28 protein-coding genes, 1 tRNA gene and 1 pseudogene are annotated in these 22,815 nt (G+C 69.0%); 20 read left to right on the forward strand and 10 right to left on the reverse strand.

The genetic code is table 11. The annotated features are described in order from the left end of the window. Positions 1–104 precede the first annotated feature (104 nt). Both OG905_RS20970 and OG905_RS20975 read left to right on the forward strand, forming a co-directional pair. Positions 105–572: a GntR family transcriptional regulator gene (locus OG905_RS20970; RefSeq protein WP_328674524.1), complete on the forward strand. Its 468-nt coding sequence runs from the start codon at positions 105–107 to the stop codon at positions 570–572. Next, positions 569–1,141, forward strand: coding sequence for an HD domain-containing protein (locus tag OG905_RS20975; protein ID WP_328674525.1), 573 nt, complete (start codon positions 569–571; stop codon positions 1,139–1,141). The genes OG905_RS20970 and OG905_RS20975 overlap by 4 nt, the downstream gene beginning before the upstream one ends. Here OG905_RS20975 and OG905_RS20980 read toward each other — a convergent pair. Further along, on the reverse strand, positions 1,129–1,602 hold the full coding sequence (locus OG905_RS20980; RefSeq protein ID WP_328674527.1) for an NUDIX domain-containing protein: 474 nt from the start codon (positions 1,600–1,602) through the stop codon (positions 1,129–1,131). The genes OG905_RS20975 and OG905_RS20980 overlap by 13 nt on opposite strands. A gap of 2 nt (positions 1,603–1,604) precedes the next feature. Further along, on the reverse strand, positions 1,605–2,321 hold the full coding sequence (locus OG905_RS20985) for an XRE family transcriptional regulator (protein ID WP_328674529.1): 717 nt from the start codon (positions 2,319–2,321) through the stop codon (positions 1,605–1,607). Positions 2,322–2,934: 613 nt separating this feature from the next. Here OG905_RS20985 and OG905_RS20990 point away from each other — a divergent pair. The 13 genes from OG905_RS20990 (at position 2,935) to OG905_RS21050 (ending at position 13,885) form a co-directional block, all read left to right on the forward strand. Further along, positions 2,935–3,252, forward strand: a complete 318-nt coding sequence (locus OG905_RS20990) for a hypothetical protein (protein ID WP_328674531.1) — start codon at positions 2,935–2,937, stop codon at positions 3,250–3,252. Beyond that, positions 3,249–3,914, forward strand: coding sequence for a GGDEF domain-containing protein (locus OG905_RS20995; RefSeq protein WP_328674533.1), 666 nt, complete (start codon positions 3,249–3,251; stop codon positions 3,912–3,914). The genes OG905_RS20990 and OG905_RS20995 overlap by 4 nt, the downstream gene beginning before the upstream one ends. After that, positions 3,914–5,020, forward strand: a complete 1,107-nt coding sequence (locus OG905_RS21000; protein WP_328682499.1) for a conjugal transfer protein — start codon at positions 3,914–3,916, stop codon at positions 5,018–5,020. Before OG905_RS20995 ends, OG905_RS21000 begins: the two co-directional genes overlap by 1 nt. After that, a complete protein-coding gene (locus OG905_RS21005) occupies positions 5,020–5,406 on the forward strand; it encodes an RRQRL motif-containing zinc-binding protein (RefSeq protein WP_328674535.1) in 387 nt (128 codons plus the stop codon). Before OG905_RS21000 ends, OG905_RS21005 begins: the two co-directional genes overlap by 1 nt. Positions 5,407–5,506: 100 nt before the next feature. Next, on the forward strand, positions 5,507–7,678 hold the full coding sequence (locus tag OG905_RS21010; RefSeq protein WP_328674538.1) for a cell division protein FtsK: 2,172 nt from the start codon (positions 5,507–5,509) through the stop codon (positions 7,676–7,678). A gap of 139 nt (positions 7,679–7,817) precedes the next feature. After that, on the forward strand, positions 7,818–8,111 hold the full coding sequence (locus tag OG905_RS21015; protein ID WP_328674540.1) for a hypothetical protein: 294 nt from the start codon (positions 7,818–7,820) through the stop codon (positions 8,109–8,111). Between the two features lie 5 nt (positions 8,112–8,116). Beyond that, positions 8,117–8,305, forward strand: coding sequence for a hypothetical protein (locus tag OG905_RS21020; protein ID WP_328674542.1), 189 nt, complete (start codon positions 8,117–8,119; stop codon positions 8,303–8,305). A 10-nt stretch (positions 8,306–8,315) separates the two neighbouring features. Next, complete coding sequence (locus OG905_RS21025; RefSeq protein ID WP_328674544.1) at positions 8,316–8,924, forward strand: hypothetical protein; 609 nt, start codon at positions 8,316–8,318, stop codon at positions 8,922–8,924. 1 nt (position 8,925) lies between these two features. Continuing rightward, a complete protein-coding gene (locus tag OG905_RS21030) occupies positions 8,926–9,405 on the forward strand; it encodes a hypothetical protein (protein ID WP_328674546.1) in 480 nt (159 codons plus the stop codon). Between the two features lie 84 nt (positions 9,406–9,489). Next, complete coding sequence (locus OG905_RS21035) at positions 9,490–10,395, forward strand: bifunctional DNA primase/polymerase (protein ID WP_328674548.1); 906 nt, start codon at positions 9,490–9,492, stop codon at positions 10,393–10,395. Positions 10,396–10,397: 2 nt separating this feature from the next. Next, positions 10,398–11,873 carry an ATP-binding protein gene (locus tag OG905_RS21040; protein WP_328674550.1) on the forward strand — a complete coding sequence of 492 codons (1,476 nt, stop codon included), beginning with the start codon at positions 10,398–10,400 and terminating at the stop codon, positions 11,871–11,873. 468 nt (positions 11,874–12,341) lie between these two features. Continuing rightward, complete coding sequence (locus tag OG905_RS21045) at positions 12,342–12,575, forward strand: helix-turn-helix domain-containing protein (protein ID WP_328674552.1); 234 nt, start codon at positions 12,342–12,344, stop codon at positions 12,573–12,575. Between the two features lie 80 nt (positions 12,576–12,655). After that, positions 12,656–13,885 carry a tyrosine-type recombinase/integrase gene (locus OG905_RS21050; RefSeq protein WP_328674554.1) on the forward strand — a complete coding sequence of 410 codons (1,230 nt, stop codon included), beginning with the start codon at positions 12,656–12,658 and terminating at the stop codon, positions 13,883–13,885. 66 nt (positions 13,886–13,951) lie between these two features. Here OG905_RS21050 and OG905_RS21055 read toward each other — a convergent pair whose 3' ends face one another. From OG905_RS21055 to OG905_RS21075, 5 genes are all read right to left on the reverse strand, one after another. Next, positions 13,952–15,259, reverse strand: coding sequence for a pentapeptide repeat-containing protein (locus tag OG905_RS21055; RefSeq protein ID WP_328674556.1), 1,308 nt, complete (start codon positions 15,257–15,259; stop codon positions 13,952–13,954). A 286-nt stretch (positions 15,260–15,545) separates the two neighbouring features. Then, positions 15,546–15,630, reverse strand: a tRNA-Ser gene (locus OG905_RS21060). Positions 15,631–15,689: 59 nt separating this feature from the next. Beyond that, the gene (gene tadA, locus OG905_RS21065; protein ID WP_328674558.1) at positions 15,690–16,118 is read right to left on the reverse strand and encodes a tRNA adenosine(34) deaminase TadA; all 429 of its coding nucleotides are present in this window, start codon (positions 16,116–16,118) and stop codon (positions 15,690–15,692) included. Positions 16,119–16,189: 71 nt separating this feature from the next. Beyond that, positions 16,190–16,729, reverse strand: coding sequence for a tRNA adenosine deaminase-associated protein (locus tag OG905_RS21070; protein WP_328674560.1), 540 nt, complete (start codon positions 16,727–16,729; stop codon positions 16,190–16,192). A gap of 140 nt (positions 16,730–16,869) precedes the next feature. Then, positions 16,870–17,049 (reverse strand): hypothetical protein, encoded by a 180-nt coding sequence (locus OG905_RS21075; protein ID WP_328674561.1) that lies wholly within the window; start codon positions 17,047–17,049, stop codon positions 16,870–16,872. Between the two features lie 119 nt (positions 17,050–17,168). Between OG905_RS21075 and upp the strand changes: the two genes are divergently transcribed. After that, the gene (gene upp / locus OG905_RS21080) at positions 17,169–17,804 is read left to right on the forward strand and encodes a uracil phosphoribosyltransferase (protein WP_328674563.1); all 636 of its coding nucleotides are present in this window, start codon (positions 17,169–17,171) and stop codon (positions 17,802–17,804) included. Between the two features lie 20 nt (positions 17,805–17,824). Here upp and OG905_RS21085 read toward each other — a convergent pair whose 3' ends face one another. Together OG905_RS21085 and OG905_RS21090 are read right to left on the reverse strand one after the other, a co-directional pair. Beyond that, the gene (locus OG905_RS21085) at positions 17,825–18,451 is read right to left on the reverse strand and encodes a LytR C-terminal domain-containing protein (RefSeq protein ID WP_328674565.1); all 627 of its coding nucleotides are present in this window, start codon (positions 18,449–18,451) and stop codon (positions 17,825–17,827) included. A 136-nt stretch (positions 18,452–18,587) separates the two neighbouring features. Next, on the reverse strand, positions 18,588–18,884 hold the full coding sequence (locus OG905_RS21090; protein WP_003955420.1) for a type II toxin-antitoxin system VapB family antitoxin: 297 nt from the start codon (positions 18,882–18,884) through the stop codon (positions 18,588–18,590). 80 nt (positions 18,885–18,964) lie between these two features. On the opposite strand from OG905_RS21090, the pseudogene OG905_RS21095 reads away from it, so the two are divergent. Then, positions 18,965–19,055, forward strand: a pseudogene (locus OG905_RS21095) (helicase HerA-like domain-containing protein); the annotation flags it as partial. Positions 19,056–19,106: 51 nt separating this feature from the next. Here the strand turns inward: OG905_RS21095 and OG905_RS21100 are convergent. Then, positions 19,107–19,694 carry an HhH-GPD-type base excision DNA repair protein gene (locus OG905_RS21100; RefSeq protein WP_328674623.1) on the reverse strand — a complete coding sequence of 196 codons (588 nt, stop codon included), beginning with the start codon at positions 19,692–19,694 and terminating at the stop codon, positions 19,107–19,109. A gap of 135 nt (positions 19,695–19,829) precedes the next feature. On the opposite strand from OG905_RS21100, the gene OG905_RS21105 reads away from it, so the two are divergent. The 3 genes from OG905_RS21105 to OG905_RS21115 are packed head-to-tail and all read left to right on the forward strand — an operon-like array spanning position 19,830 to position 22,787. Then, a complete protein-coding gene (locus OG905_RS21105; protein WP_328674624.1) occupies positions 19,830–20,033 on the forward strand; it encodes a hypothetical protein in 204 nt (67 codons plus the stop codon). Between the two features lie 20 nt (positions 20,034–20,053). Continuing rightward, the gene (locus tag OG905_RS21110) at positions 20,054–22,303 is read left to right on the forward strand and encodes a heavy metal translocating P-type ATPase (RefSeq protein ID WP_328682502.1); all 2,250 of its coding nucleotides are present in this window, start codon (positions 20,054–20,056) and stop codon (positions 22,301–22,303) included. Beyond that, positions 22,284–22,787, forward strand: coding sequence for a copper chaperone PCu(A)C (locus tag OG905_RS21115; RefSeq protein WP_328674625.1), 504 nt, complete (start codon positions 22,284–22,286; stop codon positions 22,785–22,787). Before OG905_RS21110 ends, OG905_RS21115 begins: the two co-directional genes overlap by 20 nt. Positions 22,788–22,815: the final 28 nt, after the last annotated feature.

The following is a 22,815-nucleotide window of genomic DNA, read 5'->3' on the forward strand; positions in this document are numbered from 1 at the left end:
CGAGGCATGCCCCGGACGCCGTCGGCTCGCTGGACATGCTGTCGCCTGCATGGAAGCCCATGGGACGCTTGAGCGTGACGACGGCGCGCAGAGAGGGAGAACGAGTGTCGCAGCAGACAAGCCCTCGCGGGACCTTCGTAAAGATTGCGGATGCTGTGAAGGCGGAGATCAAAGCCAAGCCGGAGATGACTGAGCTGCCGACGCTCGCGACCCTGATGGAGGAGCACGGCGTATCTCGGGGCGTAGCGCTTCGGGCGTTCAACGTGCTTCGGCAAGAGGGGGTGGCCGAACCGGTGCCGGGTGGTCGGTGGCGCGTGATCAGGGATGGGCAGAGCATCGACCGTCGGCCGTTGGCTGAGCAGATCGCAGACGTGATCACGAGGGACAATATCGCGGTGGGTGCGCCGTTCCCCAGCACATCCGCGCTCGCCACTCGGTTCGGTGTGTCGCGGCCGACTGTGACCAAGGCGCTGGACAAGCTTGAAGCTGCCGGACTGCTGTCTGAGGCGCGGCAGGGGAAGCAGCGCACTGTGTTGGCTCTGCCGGATCGAAAGGAGCGTTCCAGCCTGTGAGCGCAACGGAACTGACGGAGTGGGCTTACCCCCTCGCTGAATCGCTGCTGGCTGAGCCGCTGCCGCGTCGCTGGAAGCACTCGCTCGGGGTGGCAGAGCGGGCGCGGATCATTGCCCCCATCCTCGGTGCGGACGCTGATCTCATGGAAGCAGCGGCGGTACTCCACGACATCGGGTACGCGCCAGACCTCGCCAAGACGGGTTTTCATCCCTTGGACGGTGCGCGGTATCTGCGCGATGTGGCCGACGCAGACGAGCGGGTGATCCGGCTCGTGGCCCACCATTCATGCGCCTGGATGGAAGCAGAGGCCCGCGGCCTGCGCGATGAGCTGGAGAGCGAGTTTCCCGGTGAGCTCCCGCACCTCGCCGACGCTCTCTGTTACTGCGACATGAACACGACTCCGGACGGCACGCCTACCAACCCCGTGGACCGCGTGAACGAGATCGCCGGGCGGTACGGGCCAGACAGTCTCATCGGCACGTTCATTCGCCGTGCCGAACCGGAGATCCTGGCCAGCACCGCCCGTGTACTGGAGCGAGTCGCCGCGGCAAAGCGTCAGCCGATGTAGGGAGCCGTTCGCGCACGGTCCATCGCGTGCTCGATGCGGAGCCGCATCGTGGGGTGGATGTCGAGTTCGGTCAGGTCTGCTGGGGCAACCCAGCGGACCTGCGTCGTTTCGTCACTTGTACGTACGTCCCCACCAATCGGCCGCGCCCGGAAGCAGATACTGAACTGCTGCCGAGCCTCGCCGTCGTCGTACAGCATCACGTGGCCTGGGTCCGTGTAGATCCCGGACATGTCGATGACTTCGGCCTTGATGCCGGTCTCTTCCCAGACCTCACGCACCACCGTGTCACTGATCGACTCGCCGACATCGTGTCCGCCGCCGGGGAGTGCCCACCGGCCGTTGTCGGACCGCTGGATCACGAGCACATCGCCCGCGTCGTTCTGCACGAAAGCGACGACGGATGGCACTACGGAGTTGGCCGGCGGGGCGTCGGGGTCGTGGAGATAGTCAATGCGTCCCATACTCAAACTCCCGTGAGGTCGTGATCCGTCACCTGGCGCGCGCCTCCCCAGGTTTGCTCGATGCTATTCGCGTAGGTGTTGAAGAGTCCTCCGCCCGGCAGCCGTCGCAGGTGAAGGACGGGTGCCAGGTACGCGCCGATGCCGTAGACGTGGGTGTTCACCAGCATTTCGTCATCGGCCCGGAACAGCGAGTTGTAGAGCGTCGCGTCGTGCAGCCGGAAGCCGATGTCCGGATGGCTGCTGAACAGTGGCCGGTAGTTCACCAGCGCATTGCGAATCTTGCCGTCCATGATCTGGTGACCCTCGTCTATGCCGCGCTGCTTGACCGCTGCACAGTCCGGATCCCCGAGCAGGATGCGCACCTGCGCGTTCCCCTGCACCTTGGCCTTGAGTAGATCGTGAAAGAGCGGGTCCTCCGACAGCCACAGCCCGGAATAGACGAGTACGTCGATGTGCGACTGGGCCTGACCGTAGATCTCGCGCCAGAGTCCGGCGGGCACCATGTGCCGATGCGGGTAGACCGTGACGATCTCGGCTTTGCTCAGGTCTGAGGCGCTTTCGGCCGTACGGGAGTCTTCCCAAAGCGTCGTCACATCGACTTTGAGCAGTGACGCCGTCGCGTACTGGTGCCGTCGATACGGGACCTTGCCCTGTGTGATCCAGCGTTCGACCGTCTTCGGGTTGACCTCGATCGCGTCGGCCAGGTCTTGCACGGTCATGCCCTGCGCCAAGAGAGCAGACCGTAGGCGCTCGTTGGACATCTCAACCCCCGATGGGACGTCTAGGGACTTCCTGACGGTAGCGAGATCGACCCAAGGTGTCCATGCGCGGGGTGAACAACGCCCCCCACCTGCACCGATTCTGATGGTGCGCCAAGAAGTCCCGGCGCAAAGCCCGGTAGCCCCGTCAGCACGCTTGACGGAACTCAATGCAGTACCTGTAATAGAGGTACTGCATCGGGCGACGCTCGATCGCGGTGATCAGCAATGCCTGATCGCGCAGATAGAGGGCCCCTGGATCGCTCGGGGGTCATGAGGCCCCAGGCGACTGGGGGCGAGGGACCCGGACCCCTTGGCAGTCCGGAGGGCTTGAGACCGAAAGGTCACGTCTCCATACGCCTGAAACGGGAGCTCGTGTTCCCGAAGGAGACATCTGTACGACTTCACCGCCCCGCAGCACTTCGGTGCTGCGGCCGGTTGCCTCCTCTGTCCGTCTCGTACGGGCGGGGCTGAGGGGAGCCGGGACCACAGGCTCTACTCCCGGTGCGGTCGCCTCTCTCCAAGGCCGCGACCGCCACGGGTTCTCCGTCCCTTCGATTCAGGAGTAATCCGCATGCGTACGTACATCGGAAGTCATGAAGCCGTGAACACGGTGGAGTTCGAAGAGCTGGCGCTCGGATTCGACGAGCTGCCCGCCGGTATCGACCGCGACCTGTTCCGCGGTCCGCTCAAGCCCGAGTCGCCCGACGAGCGGGCGGCCCGCCTGGATGTGGCCCGGGAGGCCATCGCGGACCTGGTGGAGCAGGGCGAGGGCGGCGATGAGGTCGCCGCCTGGGACGCTCTGTACGCCGACGCGCTGACCCGCACGGTGCCCTTCCTGCGCGCCGCCCGCGCTGCCGGCCGTTTTGCGCGGACGGGGGAGGCGGCGTGAGTCAGACCCTTGCGGCTCTGTCCGCAGCCCTTCCTCTTGCCTCCGGCTGGTCCATCCACAGTCTGTGGATGCGGCGCCGGATCGACGACGCGCGCCGTGATCCGCTGACCGGTCTGTGGACGCGCGACCCGTTCGAGGAGCGGGCCCGCAAGAGCCTGACCCGTGGACAGCAGCGGGCGGTCTACGTCGTGGACCTCAACTGGTTCAAGCAGATCAACGACACCTTCGGCCACGCCGCTGGGGACGCTGTGATCCGGGCTACCGGGCAGCGCTTCGGCGAGTGGGCCGACGATAACGCCGGAGTCGCGGGGCGCCTGGGCGGGGATGAGTTCGCCGCCATCACTCCCGTGGACGGAAACACGGACACCATGACCGGCAACCTGCTCGCCAAGCTGGCTGACTTACTGGACCGGCTGGAGCAGCCGGTGGGGTTCGAGGGCCAGCGCATCGACGTGTACGCGTCGATCGGTGTGGCCCGGTACTGGCGCGCCGGTACGGCTGACCTGTCCGCTCTGCTTCGCCGGGCGGATGAGCAGATGTACAGGGCCAAGGAGGAGGGCGGGGGATGGAGCATCGCCCCGGCGCTCAGGTCGGCCCCGGAGTTCCGCACAGTCAACGGCCGCCGTGAGGGCCGCCGTGGCGCATCCCGGGAGGCGGTGTGATGACCACGCGCAGGATGCTGACCAAAGCGCAGAAGGTGGTTCTGACTGCCGCGTTCGTGCCCATGCTGGCCACCGGTATCGCCGGTGGCGTGGGGACGTTCAGCAACATCAGCCGCGCCTACGGCTCGGGTACCGCGCTGGGTGCGGTGGCGGCCGGTGAGGGCGCGACCGCTGTTCTGGCGCTCGTGCTGCTCGGGCTGACGATGCTGGGACAGTCCGCCCCGGGGATCATCCGAATGGGCTTGTGGGCACTGCCCGCCGCCGCGTCCGCGATGGCCGCGATGGCCGCCGATGACCCGGGCCGCACCGTGATCTATGCCGTGACGCCGATGGGCATGTGCGTGTCGGCGGAAGGCATGGCGTTCCTGGCCCGGCGGATCGTCGTCCACCAGGACGGGCGCGACATCGAGGCGGAAGCGAAGGCTGCCGCCGTGGTGCGGGCGCTGGCCTATCACCGCGCCCGGGCGGCGAACCACCCGGAGACGCGGGTGCGGAAGTCATCCGAGCGCACGTCCTGGAAGCTGGCCCGGAAAGTCGGGTTGGGGGACCCGTCGCTGGGCGTACGCCTGCTGGATATCCAGCGCGAACGCGTCACCGGCGGCGCGGACGCCGCTCTCGCGGCCATGTTCACCACTCCCGCATACCAGGATCAAACGGCCGACTCAGCCACAAATCGGTTGGGGTCTGACCTGCGGAAGTCGGCACCCGAACCGCTAGCCGAGGCGGCGACGGTTCCCGCACTCTCGTCGGCCGACCCGCAGCCGGTCGAGCCTGGCCCGGCTGTTGTCTATTCGGCCGACTCGGTACCGGTGATCGAGCCCGTTCAGTCGGTTGCGGTGAAGGCGGTCGCTGCTGCGGAGTCGGCCCCGCGCCGGGCGACCGGTCGGGTACCGCAGGCAGCTCGCACGCCCCGACCGACTCGCACCCCGGACGAACTCCTTGCCGAGGCCCGGTCGGTCACGGCCGACTGGTCGGATGGTGCGCTGACGGCCGAGGCGATCCGCAAGGCGGTCCGCACGTCGTCGGCCAACGGCCGCACGCTGCGGGACGCGCTCAAGGCTGAACGGGCCGTGCCGGATGACGGTGCCGAGGCGACGGCCGAGTAATGGCCAGCCGCTTCTACGACCCGACCGGCGCCCGCTACGGCCTCCCTACCTTTCCGTGGCGGATGGCTCCGGACGGGTTGGCGACCTGCCGTCAGCTTCGCACCGAGGGGCTTCGGCCCGGCGGGCAGGACGTTGCCGCGCAGGTCATGTGGTACTCGCGCCGCTACTGGCGCAAGGGCACGAGCCCCATCCGCGTCGCCTACCTCTACCGCGTCGACCTGGCCAAGACGGTTCGGCCCATGACGCCGGCCAAATGGGCCGCGCTCGCCAAAGCGAACACCGCCCAACAGGTCTGCCCCGAGTGCCGCACCGATGCCGGGTACCGCATCCCGACCTCGCTCGGCATGTGCGTGAGCTGCGCGGATGCTCCCCAGCTCGCTGCCTGACCTCACACAACTCCCGCTCACTGGGGCCCGGACGGCTCGCCTACCAAAGCGCCGTCCGGGCCCCTTCCAACCCCACTCGACAAGAGGGAGCAGACCAACCGTGTCTGATGTCCACGTCACTGGCCAGCCCGAAGAGCCCGAGCGTCCCGACGCCGAGGTCTTCGACATCACCACCAAACGACCCGCCGAGCCCGCCCCGGCACCGGCCGAAGCGACCGTTGCTGCCCCGGCGGCCGAAGTCGACGACGACGACGAGTCGCCCCGGCTGCGGCCGGTCGACTCGCCCGACCTGCCCGCCCCGGGCATCACCACCTACAAGCGGCTGCCGATCCTGCCGAGTTGGCTCACCTCCAAGCCGGGGTTTGTCTCCACCACCCAGCGCGCGGCCAGCAACGCGTTCTACGCCACCGCCTTCCACGGCATCCGCACCCCCTGGTACGCGCTTCAGCTCGGGCTGAACGCCCCGCGCGGTGCGGCCCGTCTGGTCCGCGACACCAACCGGTGGATGTGGGACGCCGAGGCTGCCCCGCTGCGCGCCTACGAGGTCTACAAGGAGAACACCGCCGAGTACCTGAAGCTGTCGCGTCAGCGGGACAGCCGGGTGCGGCTGCGGGCGCTGGTCACGACCGTGGCACTCATCTTCGGCACTGGGTTCGCCCTGACCATGTACGTGATGGCTCCCGGCTGGCTCGCGGTGCTGGCATCGGCTGCGGTGCTGGTCGCCGGTTTCTGGGGTGCTCCGCAGGATCAGCCCGTCATCGGGCCTGCGGTGCTGAAGACCGAACTTCAGAAGCTCACCGGTTCGATCGTGCTGCGGGCGCTGGACAACATCGGCAACGCGAAGTTGTCGGCCGCCATCAAGAAGGGCGGTGACATGAACGGGATGCGGTTCACCTCCGAGATCACCCGCGACGGGCCCGGATACCGCGCTGACCTCGACCTTCCCTGGGGTGTCACCCCGGAGGACATCATGGAGGAGCGCAAGCCGCTCGCTTCCGGGCTGCGGCGCAAGGTCGGCTGCGTGTGGCCGTCAGCCGACCCTACGGAGCACGAGGGACGGCTGATCCTGTGGGTGGGCGACAAGCCCATGAATGAGACCACCAAGCCCGCGTGGCCGCTGCTGAAGTCCGGCAGCGTGGACCTGTTCAAGCCGGTCGTGTTCGGCAACGACCAGCGCATGGCCGACGTGTCCGTGACCCTGATGTTCGCGAGCGTGGTGGTCGGTTCCATCCCGCGCATGGGCAAGACCTTCCTGATGCGCCTGTTCCTGCTCATCGCCGCACTGGACCCGCGCGCCGAGCTGTACGCGTTCGACTTCAAGGGCACCGGAGACTTCGGCGCGCTGGAACCGGTCTGCCACCGCTACCGGGCCGGAGAGGAGGACGAAGACATCCTCTACGTCCTGCACGCTCTGCGGGAGTTGAAGGAGGAGCTGCGCAGGCGGGCGAAGGTCATCAAGTCCCTGCCGCGCTCACGCTGCCCGGAGTCGAAAGTCACCCCCGAGCTGGCCAACGACAAGTCCCTTGGGCTGCACCCGATCGTTGTCGGACTGGACGAGTGCCAGAAGGCTTTCGAGCACGACAAGCACGGGGCGGAGATAGAGGAGATCTCCACCGACATCGCCAAGCGCGGCCCGGCTCTGGGCATCGTCGGCATGTTCGGCACCCAGCGCCCCGACGCCAAGTCGCTGCCCCCGGGCATCTCCGCCAACGCGGTGCTGCGGTTCTGCCTCAAGGTCATGGGCCACACCGCCAACGACATGGTCCTCAGTACCGGCGCCTACAAAGCCGGGTACCGGGCCACCATGTTCTCCCGCACCGACCTCGGCATCTGCTGGATGGCCGGTGAGGGCGACGACCCGCGCATCGTCGCGTCCGCGTTCGTCGACGCGCTCGCAGCCGAAAAGGTCGTAGCAAGGGCCCGCAAGGTGCGCGAGGAGTACGGCAACGTCACCGGCCACGCCATCGGCCAGGAACCCGAGAGCGGCGAGGCCGCCTTCGATCTGCTGGCCGACATCCTCAGGGTCGTTGCGGCCGATGAGGACAAGGTGTGGAACGAGAAGGTTGCAGCACGTCTCGCCACGCTGCGCCCGGAGGTCTACGGCGGCTGGAAGGCCGAGACGGTCACCTCGAACCTCAAGCCGCACGGCGTCACGGCGCAGGACGTATGGGGCAGCACCGACAAGGGCAAGGGAACCACCCGCCGGGGCATCGCCCGAGCCGACGTCACCGCAGCAATCACCGTGCGTGACGGAAAGCGGTCCGAGGGCTGACGCGCACCGGTGCTAGACCTAGCAGCCACCGCTGCTAGGTCTAGCACCCCCACTAGCAGCCCAAACCGGCTCCCATCAGCGATCTCGCATCTAGCATCCCACCTGCGAAAACGCCGGAAACCCGCCTGGAAGGCACGCCATGACCCTCATCCTCCTTGCTAGCGCCTGCCTGCTGTTCGTCACTCTCGGTTACATCAGTCTGTGTGCGGGCAGCCCGTTCGGCGACTGCCGCAAGTGCAGGGGCTTCGGCTTCGCGATGAAGATCGACCGCAAGGGCCGCCTCAAGCGCGGCAAGCCGTGCCGCCGCTGCAAGGGCCACGGCAAGCGCATACGCGTCGGCCGCCACCTCTACAACGTGTGGCTGCGCCTCTACCGCGACGGCACCGACACCCCCGCCAAGAAGCCCGCCTTCAAGCCTGCCTCGAAGGGATAACCCCGATGGCCATCACCGTCTCGCTCGTCGCCCTGTTCGGGCTCGTCCTGTTCTTCCTGCTCCGCTCCAAGAGCCTCGGCTACGGCTCCGCGTTCGTCGCCATGATGTTCGGCTTCTACCTCGCCTCCACCGGCGCCTCCCAGCCGATGAACGACCTCACCTCCGCGGTCGTCGACGCCATCGGCAACCTCTAGGAGGCTGGACATGAACGAACCCATCGTCGCCCGCCACTGGCTCGCACTCGCAGCCCCGAAGGTGGCCCCGGCGCTCGCCACGTCCACCGTGCTGATCCTCGGCAGGATCTGGAACGCCAACGGCGCCGAACACAGCGTGGGCAACGCCGCGTTGATGGTCGTGCTCGCTGCCGGAGCCGCGACCGCCGGCGCTTTCGCGTCGGCCGGTCGGGCCGGTGACCCCGTCATCGCCGGAACCGCGTTCGCCGCCTCCGGAGGCCTCGCCCTCGCAGGAGTCGCCGGATACGCCGATGGCCTCTCACTGCCGCTGCTGCTGTGGGCCCTGGCCACCGCCGTCACGTACGGCATCGCGGCCCGCTACTGGCGCACCGACCGCCGCGCCACCCTCGCCCACCACCGGCACACCGCCGAACGGCGCGAGGAACACGGCCACATCGAACGCATCGAAGCCCTGCGCGCCGGGGCACAGATCGAAGTCGCCCGCTCCGGCGCCGCCTACGCCGAATCCCTCGCCACCGCGCTCATCACCCGCGCAGCCCTGCCCGGCTTCGACCCCAAGGCCCTTCAGAGCGCGGGCCTGCCCGAACTCCCCGCCATCGACATCACCAAGGAGCACTGACATGGACATCAACCCCGACGAGATCGTGACCGTGGAGCTGGACTGCGAGGGCTGGACCGAGGCCTACACCCGCGACATCACCCGCCGCCAGCTCGGAGAACTGCTCGTGCAGCTCGATGACATGGCCGCCGACTCGACCGACTACGCCGACCACCGTCCGCAGACGCAGCCGGAGACCTGGCAGACGCCGGAAGAGGCGTACGCCACCGCGCCGTGCATCCCCAGCGAGATCGGATGGACCGCCTACAACGCCGTCGGGCGTCCGACCGGCGCCCTGCTCGGGCGGGAGTTCTGGCTCCGCAAGGCCGCAGTCCTGGACCGCATCGCCCTCGGAGACGAGAACGGGGAGGCGTTCGGCGACGCGTGTGAGGCGGCCACCGAAGCGGCCCGCCGCCTGCTCGACCTCGACCGGGCCGAGGGCATCACCGACCCGCGCGGCTACGTCCGTCAGCAGTACGCCCTGTGGGCCAAGAACCAGTAGCTACGCCCGGGGCGGTCGCCTCTCTCCAAAGACCGCGACCGCCCCGGCTCTCCGCCCCTTCGCAGAAACAGGAGAAACCCCAGCATGACATCAGACCACGTCACCGCGCTGCTCTGCGCTGCACAGTCCGCCGCCGTCCGCGGCTTGCGGCCACGCCCGAACGAGCACCTGCGAACAGCCCTGGAGCTGGCAGCAGCAGGCGCGCCGGTACTGCCTCTGCGGGCAGGGAAGGTGCCGTTCGGGAACTGCCGCACGTGCGCCGACGGAGCGTGCGGCGGGCGTCCCCACATGAAGCGAGCGGGAGAGTGCCGCTGCCCCGGCGTGTGCCACGGCTGGGCCGCCGCCACCACCGACCACCACGTCATCAACGCACCGACGTGGGCATGGGCGTGGCGCGAAGCGGCGGCCGTGGCCTATCACCCCGGCGGCGCCGGTCTCACCGTCGTGGACCTCGACAACGCGGAAGCCATCGCGTGGGCGCGTGCCAGCCTGCCCGCCACCCGAATCGTGCGTACCACCAGGGGTGAGCACTGGCTCTACCAGGGCGTCATGCAGTCCGCCAACGCCGTACGGCCCGGCGTGGACGTCAAGTCCACGATGTCCTACACGCGGTGGTTGGGGCCCGGCACCGGCACCATGACGGCACTGCCCGACGTCGTGCGCGAACTGACCGTGAAGGATCCCACCGCACTCCGGCCCGCGGCCATCATGGTGCCCCCACTGGTCGGGGGCGGGGAGTGTCCTCACCGCACGCCCGCCTATCTGGACCGTGGCATTGCCATGGCTGAGCAGCGCATCACCGAGGCTTCCAGCGCGGTGCATGCCACCGTCTACCGGACGTTCCTCGCCGTGCTGTCGACGCACGGCCGGTGCGGCTGCCTCACCGACGCCCACATCAGCAGGCTGTTCACGGCCGCTCAGCGCAAGGGCGAATCGGCCCGGCACTGCACCGACGCGTGGACCAATGCCCTGACCAGGTTGGGACTGTGACCATGGCAGACGACGAGAAGAACCCCGCCCGCGAGGTCATCACCGACTACGCGCAGCAGCACTTCCGGTACTTCCGCACCGCCGACGGAACCGTGTACGCGCAGAAGAACGGCCACCCCGTGGCCCGCCCCATCCGATCCCAGGGCACGACGGGCAGCCACCGACAGGAACTCATGGTCGGCCTGTTCAAGGACGGGCGCGGCGTGTTCAACGGGACCGCGCTCAAAGAGGCGTTGGACCTCATCGAAGCCCTCGCGCTAACCGAGGACGTGCAGCCCGTCCACATCCGCGTCGCACCGGGATTCGACGGAGCGACGTGGCTGGACCTGGGCCGTAACGACGGGCAGTCCGTCCGCATCCACCCCACCGGCTGGGACATCCTCACCCCCGACCCGCGCGAAGTGTGCTGGCGGCGCACCCAGCTCACCGGCGAACTCCCCCTGCCGGCCAAAGACACCGACGGCAAAGGCATCGACCTCCTGCTGAGGCTGACCAACTTCGCGAACGCGGAGACCGAGTGCCTGGCCATCGCATGGCTGATCGGGTGCCTCGGACCGTCCGTGCCCGTCCCCGCCCCCTTCCTCACCGGGCCCCAAGGGGCGGGCAAGTCCACGGCGGGGCGGATGCTCCTGCGGATCATCGAAGGCATGAGCGGCGACCTGCGCCGCGCACCCAAGGACGAAGAGAACCTCATCGCAGCGGTCGCGGCGGGATGGATCACCGCCCTGGACAACCTCTCCCACATGGCTCCGGACCTGTCCGACGCCATGTGCTGCATCGTCACCGGAGCCGAGAACGTCAAACGCGCCCTGTTCACCGACGGGGACGTGTTCCGCGCTCGCTACCGCCGCCCCCTGCTCCTGACCGGTATCGATGTCGGGGTGATCCGGCCCGACCTCGCCGAACGGCTCCTGCCGCTGCGCTTGGAGCGGCCCCGCGTCCGGCGCACCGAGGCCGAACTGTGGGCGGAGTACGCGGAGGTTCTGCCTGTCGTTCTCGGATCTCTCCTGGACCTCACGGTCAAGGTCCGTGCGGTTGCAGCGGAGACGCCCACCGACCTGCGGATGGCGGACTTCGCTCACCTGTGCGCGCAGCTCGATGCTGCGACCGGCTTCGGGGCGCTCACTGCTTACGGGGCCAGTCTGGACGACCTGAACGACGACGTGATCGAGGGCGATCTCCTCGCGCAGACCGTCCTCAGGCATGCCGACACCATCGAGCCGGGCGCGGCGCAGCGGATGACCTCCACCGAGTGGCTGCACTGCCTCAGCCGCCTCTACAGCGGCGACGACTGCCGCCCCCTGCCCAAGGGCTGGCCCACCACGGGCAAAGTCCTCTCCGACCGTCTCAAGCGCCTCCAACCGACCCTGGCCTCTCGCGGTGTCCTCATCGACAGCGGCCGCACCAGCGAAGGCCGCTACCTCGAAATGACCCGCCCGGCCACCACACCCCCACAGGAGCAAAAGCGGGTGTTCTGACCCGTGTGCGGACGCTCACCCGGACAAGCAAGAAGAGCACCACCGGCCAGGCGTGCTCCTCTTGCTGTTCGGCGGAACGCCGCCCAAAGGACGCGCCGCGCAGCGGCTCCTTGTTCACGCTGTGAGGCACACCGCACCACTACAGACACCCCCTCTTTTGTCCTAAGAGGGAAGACGCTGCGTCATCTGCGTCATGCAGGCCGAAAAACGGCCTCTGACCTGCGACTACAGGCATGACGCAGACGGCGGCCTCTGCGTCATCCTGCGTCATCTGCGTCATGCGATGACGCAGCCCATGACGCACCGATGACGCACCCCTGAACCACTGCGTCACACAAAACCGCAGGTCAGAAGCCTGAATGACGCTGATGACGCAATGACGCAGAAATCCGAGCCTCGGACAAACACGGGCTCCCGATAGAGACACCGCCACCACCCACGACGGACAGTCCCAAAGGAGACCTTTCCGTGAGCATCGCCACCGTGGACATCGCACCACTCGCTGAGGCTGGCGACCCGGCCCCTGTTCTCCTGACCGTTGAAGAGGCCGCCCGCTGCCTCCGTATTGGCCGGACGACCTGCTTCGCCCTCATCCGTACCGGGGAGCTGGAGTCCCTGACCATCGGCGGACTCCGACGCGTCCCCGCCGACGCTCCGGCCGCCTACCTCGCCCGTCGCCGTGCTGAGCAGCGGGCTGCCTGATCACCTCTAACCGGGACGTCACCTCGCTACGGGGTGGCGTCCCGGCCGTTTCCACCCACCTAGCCTGAGGGAGTCCGCCCGTGGCGGAAGAGAAGAAGCGCACTCGACAGCCGAATGGCCGTTCGTCCATCTACCAGGGCAATGACGGTAAGTGGCACGGTCGCGTGACTGTCGGCACCCGCGACGACGGCAAGCCGGACCGTCGCCATGTCGAGCGCAAGACCCGCGCGGAAGTCACCGACGCGGTACGTGAGCTGGAGCGGCAGCGAGAATCCGCGACCGTACGCAAGCCGGGCAAGCCCTGGACGGTCAAGGCGTGGCTGACGCACTGGATCGAGAACATCGCCCCGCTTGGGGTCAACGAGAACACGATGGTGGGCTACGGCGTAGCGGTCCGGAAGCACCTGATCCCAGGGTTGGGCGCTCACCGTCTCGACAAGCTCAAGCCGGAACACATCGAGACCTTCTACGCGAAGATGCAGGCCAACGGCAGCGCGCCTGCGACCGCCCACCAGGCGCACCGCACGTTCCGGACCGCGCTCAACGAGGCGGTGCGGCGTGGCCACCTCGGAAAGAATCCGGTGCAGTTGGCCAAGGCCCCGAGGGTGCGCGAGCAGGAGGTAGAGCCGTACACCGTCGACGAGGTCCGTCGGCTGCTGCGCGCAGCCGACGAGCGTCGTAACTCGGCACGGTGGGCCGTCGCCCTCGCGCTCGGTCTCCGACAAGGTGAAGCGCTCGGTCTCAAGTGGACCGATGTGGATCTGAACGGGGGAGTCCTGATGGTCCGTCGCAGCCGCCGACGCCCCCACTACGCCCACGGCTGCGGAGACACCTGCGAGCGCAAGGCCGGGTACTGCCCGCAACGCGAGCGGACGAACCCCGAGACGGCCGACACGAAGTCTCGCGCCGGACGCCGGGCGGTCGGCCTTCCTCCACAGCTTGTGGATCTACTCCGCACGCACATGATCCGGCAGGACGCCGAGCGCGCTAAGGCGGGTGGCGAGTGGACGGAAGAGGGCTGGCTCTTCGCGACCGAGACCGGCCGGGGCACGTCGCCCCGCACGGACTACGACGACTGGAAGGAACTCCTGAGCGGCGCGAAGGTACGGGATGGCCGACTGCACGATGCTCGGCACACCGCGGCCACTGTCTTGCTCATCCTCGGAGTGTCCGAGCGCGCGGTCATGGGCTTGATGGGCTGGTCTTCAACGGCCATGGCCGCGAGGTATCAGCACATGGTCGACACGGTGCGTACGAACGTTGCTGAGCAGGTCGACGGACTCCTCTGGAACCAGCACCTACAGAACTAGGAGCGTTGGCCGGGTCCATCATCATGACGGCGATGAGGCGAGCGTCAGGCTCGTCCCGTCGCCGCATTAGGCCCCCGCAGGCGGTGGCAGAGAACCCCAAGTAATCACGGCGCCGCCGAATGTCGCGCCGGTGAAGGTGACCGTGCCGTCGCCGAATGTCGCGTGGTTGAAGGAGACCGTGCCGCCGCCGAATGTCGCGTCGTCGAAGATGACCGTGCCGCCGCCGAACAGCGCGCCGTCGAAGGTGACCGTGCCGCCGCGGAAGGCCGCGCGGTTGAAGGTGACCGTGCCGTCGCGGAAGCCCACGCCGGTGAAATCGACCGTGGCGCCGCCGAATGTCGCGCCGATGAAGGTGACCGTGGCGCCGCCGAATATCGCGTCGAAGAAGGTGACCGTGCCGTCGCCGAATATCGCGTGGTTGAAGGAGACCGTGCCGTCGCCGAATATCGCGCCGAAGAAGGGGACCGTGCCGCCGCGGAACCTCGCGTAGTGGAAGGTAACCGTGCAGTCGCCGAATGTCGCGTCGTTGAAGGTGACCGTGCCCCCGGCGAACGTCGCGTGGTTGAAGGAGACCAGGCCGTCGGCGAACGTCGCGTCGTCGAAGGAGACCGAGCCGCCGGCGAACGCCGCGCCGTTGAAGGAGACCAGGCCGCCGGCGAACGTCGCGTCGTCGAAGGAGACCGTGCCGCCAGCGAACGTCGCGCCGTTGAAGGAGACCAGGCCTCGGAAGTGGCCTTCGGAGAAGTCGCCGCCGTCGAAGGTTGCCCCGGTGAAGTCGAAGGAGCACTCACTCCAGGTGGTGGGGGCTTCCGGTTGGCGCATGTGGTCACGGATGACGCGGATGACGGTAAGTCGGACCTCGCGCTCGCCCGCCTTGTGCCCCGGCGCCGACTCATCGGCTTCGTAGGGCATGCGCAGGTAGGCACACAGCACGTCGATGCACACCTGCCGCTGTTCCTCCCAGTCGTCAGCGAGGCGGGCTAGGGCATAGACGCCAGCGAGGCGGACGGCGGCTTGGTCGTGGCCGAGCTGTTCGGCCGCGGTGGTGTAGCGGTCGGCGAGTTGACTTGCGTCGGCCCGGTGCGCGTCGCCCTCGGAGAGGAGCTGTTTGCGGTAGGCGTAGATACCGGCAAGGACGGCGCCGACCAGGGTGAGGACGGTAACAGTGGTCTTGATGACGTCGTTGATGTTGACCGGCTTGCGCGGCTTCTGGCTGCGGGCGGCATCCGCGAGCAGACCGTAGACGCCGTGATAGAGCCCGAAGCTCAGGGCGCCGACCACGAGGAGCGCTAAGGGGGCGACGACCCAGACCGACCAGAGGTTCGGCGTATGCCGGCCTTGGGGAGCCTGACGCCTGCGTAGGAGAGATGCCACGTCAGGATGATGGGGGCAGGCGGGTGCCGTCGGCAGGGAGTTACCGGAATACCCCAACGCCCGGCCCGGGCAGGATCGCTTCGTCCTGCCCCGGCCCCGGGTGCCAGCCGCAGGAACGCGTACGGCGCGCCTCAGAGGGTGGAGGGCATGCGAAGGACTACAGGCATCAGTCGGTCAGGCCGCCGGTGGCCGCCTCAGGGCTGCGAGCGTGGTGCAACTGAGACGGAAACTGAGACGGAGCAACACGAAGGGCCCGATCCATAGGATCGGGCCCTTCGTCTACCTGCGGTAGCGGAGGGATTTGAACCCTCGGTGAGTTTCCCCACACTCGCTTTCGAGGCGAGCTCCTTCGGCCGCTCGGACACGCTACCGGGAGAGAGCTTAGCCCAAGGTGGGCCGTGCTCTGAAATCCGTATCCGGACCCCGTCGGTCAGCGTTCCCGGAAGAAGTCCGTCAGCTGCTGCGCGCACTCCCGCTCGAGCACGCCGGTGATCACTTCGGGCCGGTGGTTCAGCCGTCGGTCCCGTACGAGGTCCCAGAGCGAACCCGCAGCGCCCGCCTTCTCGTCGCGTGCGCCGTAGACCACCCGGTCGACCCGGGACTGCACGATCGCGCCCGCGCACATCGTGCACGGCTCCAGCGTCACAACGAGCGTGCAGCCGCTGAGCCGCCACTGTCCGAGCAGAGCCGCGGCCCTTCGGATCGCCAGCACCTCGGCGTGCGCCGTCGGATCGCCGGTCGCCTCGCGTTCGTTGTGCCCGGCGGCCAGCAGCGTGCCGTCCGCGGACAGCACGACGGCACCGACCGGCACATCGCCGGACAGCGCCGCGCGCTCCGCCTCCTCGATGGCGAGACGCATCGGCGCCTTCCACGGGTCGCGTACCGGATCGCCTGCGGGTCCGGATGCGGGATCAGGTACGCCCCCGGTCACTAGCGGACGGTCTCCAGCACCTCGGCTGCGCCCAAGGCGTCCGCGATCTCCAGCAGTGCGTCCGTGTCCAGTGCCAGCAGCTCCTTCTCCGACAGCCCCAGGTCCATGAGGATGTCGCGATCGCCGACGGGTCCCGCGGGCACCAGCTCGGCGGCCGAACCCGACTCGCCGACCTCGTCGTCGGCGTCGTCGTCTTCCGGCTCTCCGTCCTCGGTGCCGTCGAGATCCAGCGTGTCCAGGTCGTCGGCGGGGTCGTCATCGTCCCCGCCGAGCAGTTCGTTGGTGAGGATTTCCCCGTACGAGGAGCGTGCGGCCGCGGCCGCGTCCGAGACGAAGATACGAGGATCCTCCTCGCCCTCCACCCGCAGAACGCCGAACCAGGCGTCCTCCTGCTCGATGAAGACGAGCACCGTGTCCTCGTCCACCGAGGCCTCACGGGCCAGGTCGGTCAGATCCGACAGGCTCTCCACATCGTCGAGCTCTGTGTCGCTCGCTTCCCACCCGTCTTGAGTGCGCGCGAGCAGTGCGGCGAAGTACACCGTGACTCTCCCACTGATCAGAGGTGTGACGACCGGCGGTGCAATTGTTCGTGCCCCGCCCACTCGGAATCGTGGCAGAAACCTGCGCGATGCGAGAGGTCTTCCGTCGTTGCGTCGGCCATCAGTTCTGCCAGGACCGGTTACCAGCGGAACGTCCGCATACGCATTTGCTGGCGCATCCGGGCCGCTCTGGCCCTCCGGGGCTGGACGCGATCGCGCAGTGCTTTGGCCTCGCCGAGTTCGCGGAGGAACTGGGCGCGTCGCCGTCTGCGCTCGGCGTCCGCCGCTATCTCCTGCTCTTCGGGTCCGGGCTCCCGCATCGGCCACACACCACCCCACGGCTGGGTCCGTGTCCCCTCCGGGCCCCGCGGCCTGGGGGACTCCCACCACCTTCCCTCCGTACCCACCGTTGATGCCAGCCCGGGCTACTGTTGGGCGCATGCGGATCCATGTCGTCGACCACCCGTTGGTGGCGCACAAACTCACCACACTGCGCGACAAGCGCACCGACTCCCCGACCTTCCGGCGCCTGGCCGACGAGCTGGTCACCCTCCTCGCGTACGAGGCCACCAGAGATGTGCGCACCGAGCAGGTGGACATCGAGACCCCGGTCACCGGGACGACGGGCGTGAAGCTCTCGCACCCGCGTCCGCTGGTCGTGCCGATCCTGCGGGCCGGCCTGGGCATGCTGGACGGCATGGTGCGGCTCCTGCCGACCGCCGAGGTGGGTTTCCTCGGGATGATCCGCAACGAGGAGACCCTGGAGGCGTCGACGTACGCGACCCGGATGCCCGAGGACCTCTCGGGCCGCCAGGTGTACGTCCTCGACCCGATGCTGGCCACGGGCGGCACCCTCGTCGCCGCGATCCGGGAACTGATCAAGCGCGGCGCGGACGATGTGACCGCGGTCGTGCTGCTGGCGGCGCCCGAGGGCGTCGAGGTGATGGAACGCGAGCTGGCGGGCACGCCGGTCACCGTCGTCACCGGGTCCGTGGACGAGCGGCTCAACGAGAACGGCTACATCGTGCCGGGGCTGGGCGACGCGGGCGACCGGATGTACGGCATGGCCGAGTAGCCCAGGGGCAGTAATTCAGCTCAGCACGCGCCGGAGGGCGCTGGTGCGGGCCTGGCCAGGGTGGCCAGCGCCGCGTCGGCGTCCTTCTTCGTGTCCAGCGTCTTGAAGGCCGTGCCGAGGATCAGGTCGACGTCCGCCGTCCGGCGCGCGTCGGTCTGCAGTCGGCTGCTCCTCAGCTGGGTCGCCAGCACCCGGAACGCGCCCTGCTGTGCCTCGGAACCGCCCAGCAGTATCCCCGTGCCGGGCACCTTCTTGTCGTACGCCTCCGGGGCATTGCCGACCTTGCCGATCGCGAAGCCGCGTTTCTTCAGCTCGTCGGCGGCCGCCTTGGCGAGGCCGCCGCGCGGGGTCGCGTTGTAGACGTTCACCGTGATCTGGCCCGGCTTGAGGGCCGGCGGGGGCGCGGCCGAGGGTTTCGGTGCGCTCTTGCAGTCCTTCGTCCTGGCCGCCGACGCCTTCTTGCCGTCGTCGCCCGTGAAGACGTCGATGAGCTGCAGTGTTCCCCAGCCGGCGAGGCCGAGGGCGACCACCGCGGCGAGGGCCACCACAACGATCCTGCCGCGATTGCGAGGGCGTCGCATTCGTGGGTACTTGTCGCCCGTGATGCGGTACTTTCCGCCCATGCCTGGGGGAGTGAGCATGCTCATGGGCGCAGCGTAGTGCGGCCTGGTGCCGATGCCTACTAAACGATCAACCGATTGCGTCCGTACGGTCCGTAAAAAGCCCGAAAGGCTCAGTCGCCCGGGCGGCCGCGGAGGTGGCCGGGGAACCCCGGCGGGCGGCTCAGCCCAGCTCGAGAACGCGGGCGTGCAGCACCTGGCGCTGCTGCAGCGCGGCGCGCACGGCGCGGTGCAGACCGTCCTCCAGATAGAGGTCGCCCTGCCACTTCACGACATGGGCGAAGAGGTCGCCGTAGAACGTGGAGTCCTCCGCGAGCAGCGTTTCGAGATCCAACTGGCCCTTGGTGGTCACGAGCTGATCGAGGCGGACCGGGCGCGGCGCCACGTCCGCCCACTGCCGGGTGCTTTCCCGGCCGTGGTCGGGATACGGCCGCCCGTTACCGATGCGCTTGAAGATCACACGGAAAGCCTACCGGTCAAGAGGCTCCGGGCGCAGCCACGGTGGCGGAGTGCGATCCCGGGCAAAATTGTGCAAACCCGGAAACATTCCCGGAGTCGATCACGCAGACAGTACGGCCGATTCGCTCGAAAGGGGTCGGCGGCTGCTTCGTGACGCAGACCCCGAAGACATGTGAGGCGCGGGTTCCGGGGCTGATCCCCGGGTCGGACAGCACGGTTCCGCTCAGGACTTTTTCGCTGCCTTCGCCGCGCGCTTCATCTCCTGCTTGTGCGCCCGCACCTTCGCCAGCGAGTCCGGTCCGGTGATGTCCGCCGCCGAGCGGTAGCAGCCCTTCTCGCCGTACGCTCCTGCCGCCTCGCGCCAGCCCGTGGGCTGTACGTCGAACTGCTTGCCCAGCAGCGCCAGGAAGATCTTCGCCTTCTGCTCGCCGAAGCCGGGCAGCGCCTTCAGCCGCGCGAGCAGCTCGTCGCCGCTCGCCGCATCGCGCCAGATGGCGCTCGCGTCGCCGTCGTACTCGTCGACGAGGTACTGGCACAGCAGCTGCACCCGCTTGGCCATGTTGCCCGGATAGCGGTGGACGGCGGGCTTCTCCTTCAGCAGTTCGGCGAAGGCGTCCGGGTCGTAGGCGGCGATCTCGGCGGCGTCCAGATCTTCGCCGCCGACTCGCCGGGCGATGGTGTACGGGCCGGAGAACGCCCACTCCATGGGGACCTGCTGGTCGAGCAGCATGCCCACCAGGGCGGCGAGCGGACTGCGGCCGAGCAGTTCGTCGGCCTCGGGCTGCTGGGCGAGATGAATCGTGGGGCTCATGTCCCGAGGATCACGCAGCCGATGGGCGCCCGCCAGTCGCGCCACCGGACCTCCGGGTTCCCGTCCCGAGGGCTGTTCTTCCTCACAGCCTTTGGGGGTTCGCCTCGCGCTCATACCCCCGTACGGTATGGACGCATGAGGACTTCGCGGATACCCGTGCCCACGGCCCTGGTGGGGTTCGTGCTCCTGGTGCTCGCCCTGACGGCCCTCTCGTACGCGGTGGGGCGCGCCGTCGGCCCGGTGGCGCCCGGGCTGCACCGTGTCGATGAGCCGAAGAGCCCCGGCGGCGAGGAGCCCGGCGGGATGCCCGGGATGCATGACATGGGGGCGGGCCGGTGACGGATCTGCTGATCGGCGGGATGACGTGCGCGGCGTGCGTGGCCCGGGTCGAGAAGAAGCTGAACCGGGTCGACGGGGTGAGCGCCACGGTCAATCTGGCCACCGGTCTTGCCCGGATCACGCATCCGTCCGAGGTGGGTGTGGACCTGCTGATCTCCACGGTGGAACGGGCGGGCTACACCGCCCGGTTGCCGTCGCCTCCGCTCGCAACGGGGGACGAGGACGAGGCCGGGGACGACGACGGGCGGGAACGGCTGGTGATCACCGCCGTGCTCGCGGTGCCGGTCCTCGTGTTGTCGATGGTTCCCGCCCTGCAGTTCGACTACTGGCAGTGGCTCTGCTTCACCCTCGCGGGACCGGTCGTCATCTGGAGCTCCCACCCCTTCCACGCGCGCGCGCTCAGTGGGCTTCGCCATGCGACCGCCACCATGGACACCCTCGTCTCGCTCGGTGTGATCGCGTCCTACCTGTGGTCCGTGTACGCCCTGTACTTCGGCGGGGCGGGCGATCCGGGCATGCGGATGCCGTTCAGCTGGCTGCCGCGTGCCGAGGGCGACACCGCGCATCTGTATCTGGAGGCAGCGGTCGGCGTGCCGCTCTTCGTCCTGGCCGGGCGGTACTTGGAGGCGCGCGCCAAGCGCGGCACCGGGTCCGCGCTGCGGGCACTCGCCGAACTGGGCGCGAAAGACGTGGAGTTGAAGGGGAGCGGTGAGCGCATCTCCGTCTCCGCGCTGCTGACCGGGCAGGAGTTCATGGTCCGGCCGGGCGAGAAGGTCGCCACCGACGGCGTGGTGACCGAGGGCAGTTCGGCGCTGGACCTGTCGCTGGTCACCGGTGAGTCGACGCCCGTCGAGGTGGGGCCCGGCTTCCGCGTCGTGGGCGGTGCCGTGAACTCCGGCGGGCTGCTCGTCGTCCGCGCGACCGCCGTCGGAGCGGACACCCAACTCGCCCGTATCACCAGGCTGGTGACCGACGCCCAGGCGGGCAAGGCGAGGATTCAGCGGCTCGCCGACGCCGTCGCGGGCGTGTTCGTCCCGGCCATCGTGACGGTCGCGGCGTGCGTGCTCGGCTTCTGGCTCGGGGCCGGTGCCGACGCGGAGGCGGCGGTCACCGCGGCGGTCGCCGTCCTGGTCGTCGCCTGCCCGTGCGCGCTGGGGCTTGCGACGCCCACCGCGTTCCTGGCGGCGACGGGGCACGGTGCGCGGCTCGGCGTACTGATCAAGGATCCGGGCGCCCTGGAGCGGCTGCGCCGGGTCGACACCGCCGTCTTCGACAAGACCGGAACGCTCACCACGGGCCGTATGACCCTCGTCGAGACCGTCGTGGCCGAAGGGCGGGATGCCACTGATGTGCTGCGTCTCGCGGGTGCGGTGGAGTACGGCTCCGAACATCCCGTCGGCCGCGCCCTGCTGGCGGCCGCGCGCAGGCAGGCGGGCGGCGAACCGCTGCCCGAGACGGCAGACTTCCGAGCCGTACGGGGCGAAGGCGTGCACGGCCGGGTCGAGGGCCGGGAGATCTCCGTACGCAGTCCACGAGCCGCCGCCCCGCTCCCGGACACGCTGCACGAGGGCCTGCTGCGTGCCGCGGAGACCGGGCACACGGCGGTCGTCGTCGAGATCGACTCCCGGCCCGTCGCCCTGCTCGCCGTCGGCGACACCCTGCGGCCCTCCAGCGGCGCGGCGGTGACCAAGCTGAAGCGCCTGGGCATCGAACCGATCCTGGTGACCGGTGACGGGTCCTCCGCGGCGGAGGCCGTCGCCCGTGAGCTGGGCATCACGACCGTGCACGCGGGCGTCAGCCCTGAGGCCAAGGCGGAACTGGTCGCCGCGCTGCGCGCCGAAGGACGCCACGTCGCGGTGATCGGCGACGGGGTCAACGACGCGGCCGCACTCGCCCGCGCCGACCTCGGTATCGCCATGGGCAGCGGAACGGACGCGGCGATCGGAGCCGCGGACATCACTCTCGTACGGGAGGACATGGCGGCGGTCGTCGACGCGGTGCTCCTCACCCGCCGCACGCTCGCCACGATCCGGGCCAATCTCGTCTGGGCCTTCGGCTACAACGTGGTCACCGTGCCGCTGGCCGCGACCGGGTGGCTCAACCCGATGTTCGCGGCGCTGGCGATGTCCGCGAGTTCGGTGCTGGTCGTCGGGAACAGTCTGCGGCTGCGCGCCGACGGACCGCGGCCCCGCAGACGGCCACCGGCCGCCGGGCGCGTGCCCGGCCGATCCGCCGTCCGGAGGGGCTCCGATGACCTCAGCCTCCGCTGACCCCGCCGGGCGCCGGGCAGCCGTGACCGCCGCGATCCTCGTGCCGGTGGCCGCCTGCGCCGTGACGCTCGCCCTGCTCACGGCCTACGTCTCCAGCGGCGCGGCGGGTGAGCCTCCGGCCCGGATCACGGTCACCCGCGCCCGGGTCGTCCAGCCGCTCGCGGGCCGCGACACCGTGGCCTACTTCGACCTGCGCAACACGGGTGGCGCCGACGCGTCCCTGGTCTCGGTGGAGGCGCCGCTGCTCGGCTCGCCGACGATGCTCGCGCGCGACGTCGAGTCGGACGGTGCGGGCCGGATGGAGGCGCTGCCCGAGCTGAAGGTGCCGGCGGGCGGGGAGGTGCGGATGTCCCCGGCGGTGGGCGACGTGATGGTCGAGAATCCGCCGGCGCTTCGGTTGGGTGAGCGAGTCGATTTCGTGCTCAGGTTCCGGGACGGGGGTGAGGTACGGGCGGTGGCGGTGGTGGTGCGGGCGGGGGGTTGAGGGGGCAAGGCCCCGCCGCAGGCGCCCC

Origin of the sequence: Streptomyces sp. NBC_00322, assembly GCF_036147535.1 — a bacterium.
GTDB lineage: Bacteria > Actinomycetota > Actinomycetes > Streptomycetales > Streptomycetaceae > Streptomyces.

Bases quoted from the DNA above. Each gene is read 5' to 3' on its own strand.
- OG905_RS20985 (WP_328674529.1), bottom strand. From the start codon at position 2,321: ATGACCGTGCAAGACCTGGCCGACGCGATCGAGGTCAACCCGAAGACG.
- OG905_RS21100 (WP_328674623.1), bottom strand. From the start codon at position 19,694: ATGAGCCCCACGATTCATCTCGCCCAGCAGCCCGAGGCCGACGAACTG.
- OG905_RS21030 (WP_328674546.1), top strand. From the start codon at position 8,926: ATGGACATCAACCCCGACGAGATCGTGACCGTGGAGCTGGACTGCGAG.
- OG905_RS21020 (WP_328674542.1), top strand. From the start codon at position 8,117: ATGGCCATCACCGTCTCGCTCGTCGCCCTGTTCGGGCTCGTCCTGTTC.
- OG905_RS21035 (WP_328674548.1), top strand. From the start codon at position 9,490: ATGACATCAGACCACGTCACCGCGCTGCTCTGCGCTGCACAGTCCGCC.
- OG905_RS21115 (WP_328674625.1), top strand. From the start codon at position 22,284: ATGACCTCAGCCTCCGCTGACCCCGCCGGGCGCCGGGCAGCCGTGACC.
- OG905_RS20980 (WP_328674527.1), bottom strand. From the start codon at position 1,602: ATGGGACGCATTGACTATCTCCACGACCCCGACGCCCCGCCGGCCAAC.
- OG905_RS21015 (WP_328674540.1), top strand. From the start codon at position 7,818: ATGACCCTCATCCTCCTTGCTAGCGCCTGCCTGCTGTTCGTCACTCTC.
- OG905_RS21085 (WP_328674565.1), bottom strand. From the start codon at position 18,451: ATGAGCATGCTCACTCCCCCAGGCATGGGCGGAAAGTACCGCATCACG.
- OG905_RS21005 (WP_328674535.1), top strand. From the start codon at position 5,020: ATGGCCAGCCGCTTCTACGACCCGACCGGCGCCCGCTACGGCCTCCCT.
- OG905_RS21110 (WP_328682502.1), top strand. From the start codon at position 20,054: ATGACGTGCGCGGCGTGCGTGGCCCGGGTCGAGAAGAAGCTGAACCGG.
- OG905_RS21105 (WP_328674624.1), top strand. From the start codon at position 19,830: ATGAGGACTTCGCGGATACCCGTGCCCACGGCCCTGGTGGGGTTCGTG.
- OG905_RS21000 (WP_328682499.1), top strand. From the start codon at position 3,914: ATGACCACGCGCAGGATGCTGACCAAAGCGCAGAAGGTGGTTCTGACT.
- upp (WP_328674563.1), top strand. From the start codon at position 17,169: ATGCGGATCCATGTCGTCGACCACCCGTTGGTGGCGCACAAACTCACC.
- OG905_RS21075 (WP_328674561.1), bottom strand. From the start codon at position 17,049: ATGCGGGAGCCCGGACCCGAAGAGCAGGAGATAGCGGCGGACGCCGAG.
- OG905_RS21025 (WP_328674544.1), top strand. From the start codon at position 8,316: ATGAACGAACCCATCGTCGCCCGCCACTGGCTCGCACTCGCAGCCCCG.
- tadA (WP_328674558.1), bottom strand. From the start codon at position 16,118: ATGCGTCTCGCCATCGAGGAGGCGGAGCGCGCGGCGCTGTCCGGCGAT.
- OG905_RS21040 (WP_328674550.1), top strand. From the start codon at position 10,398: ATGGCAGACGACGAGAAGAACCCCGCCCGCGAGGTCATCACCGACTAC.
- OG905_RS20990 (WP_328674531.1), top strand. From the start codon at position 2,935: ATGCGTACGTACATCGGAAGTCATGAAGCCGTGAACACGGTGGAGTTC.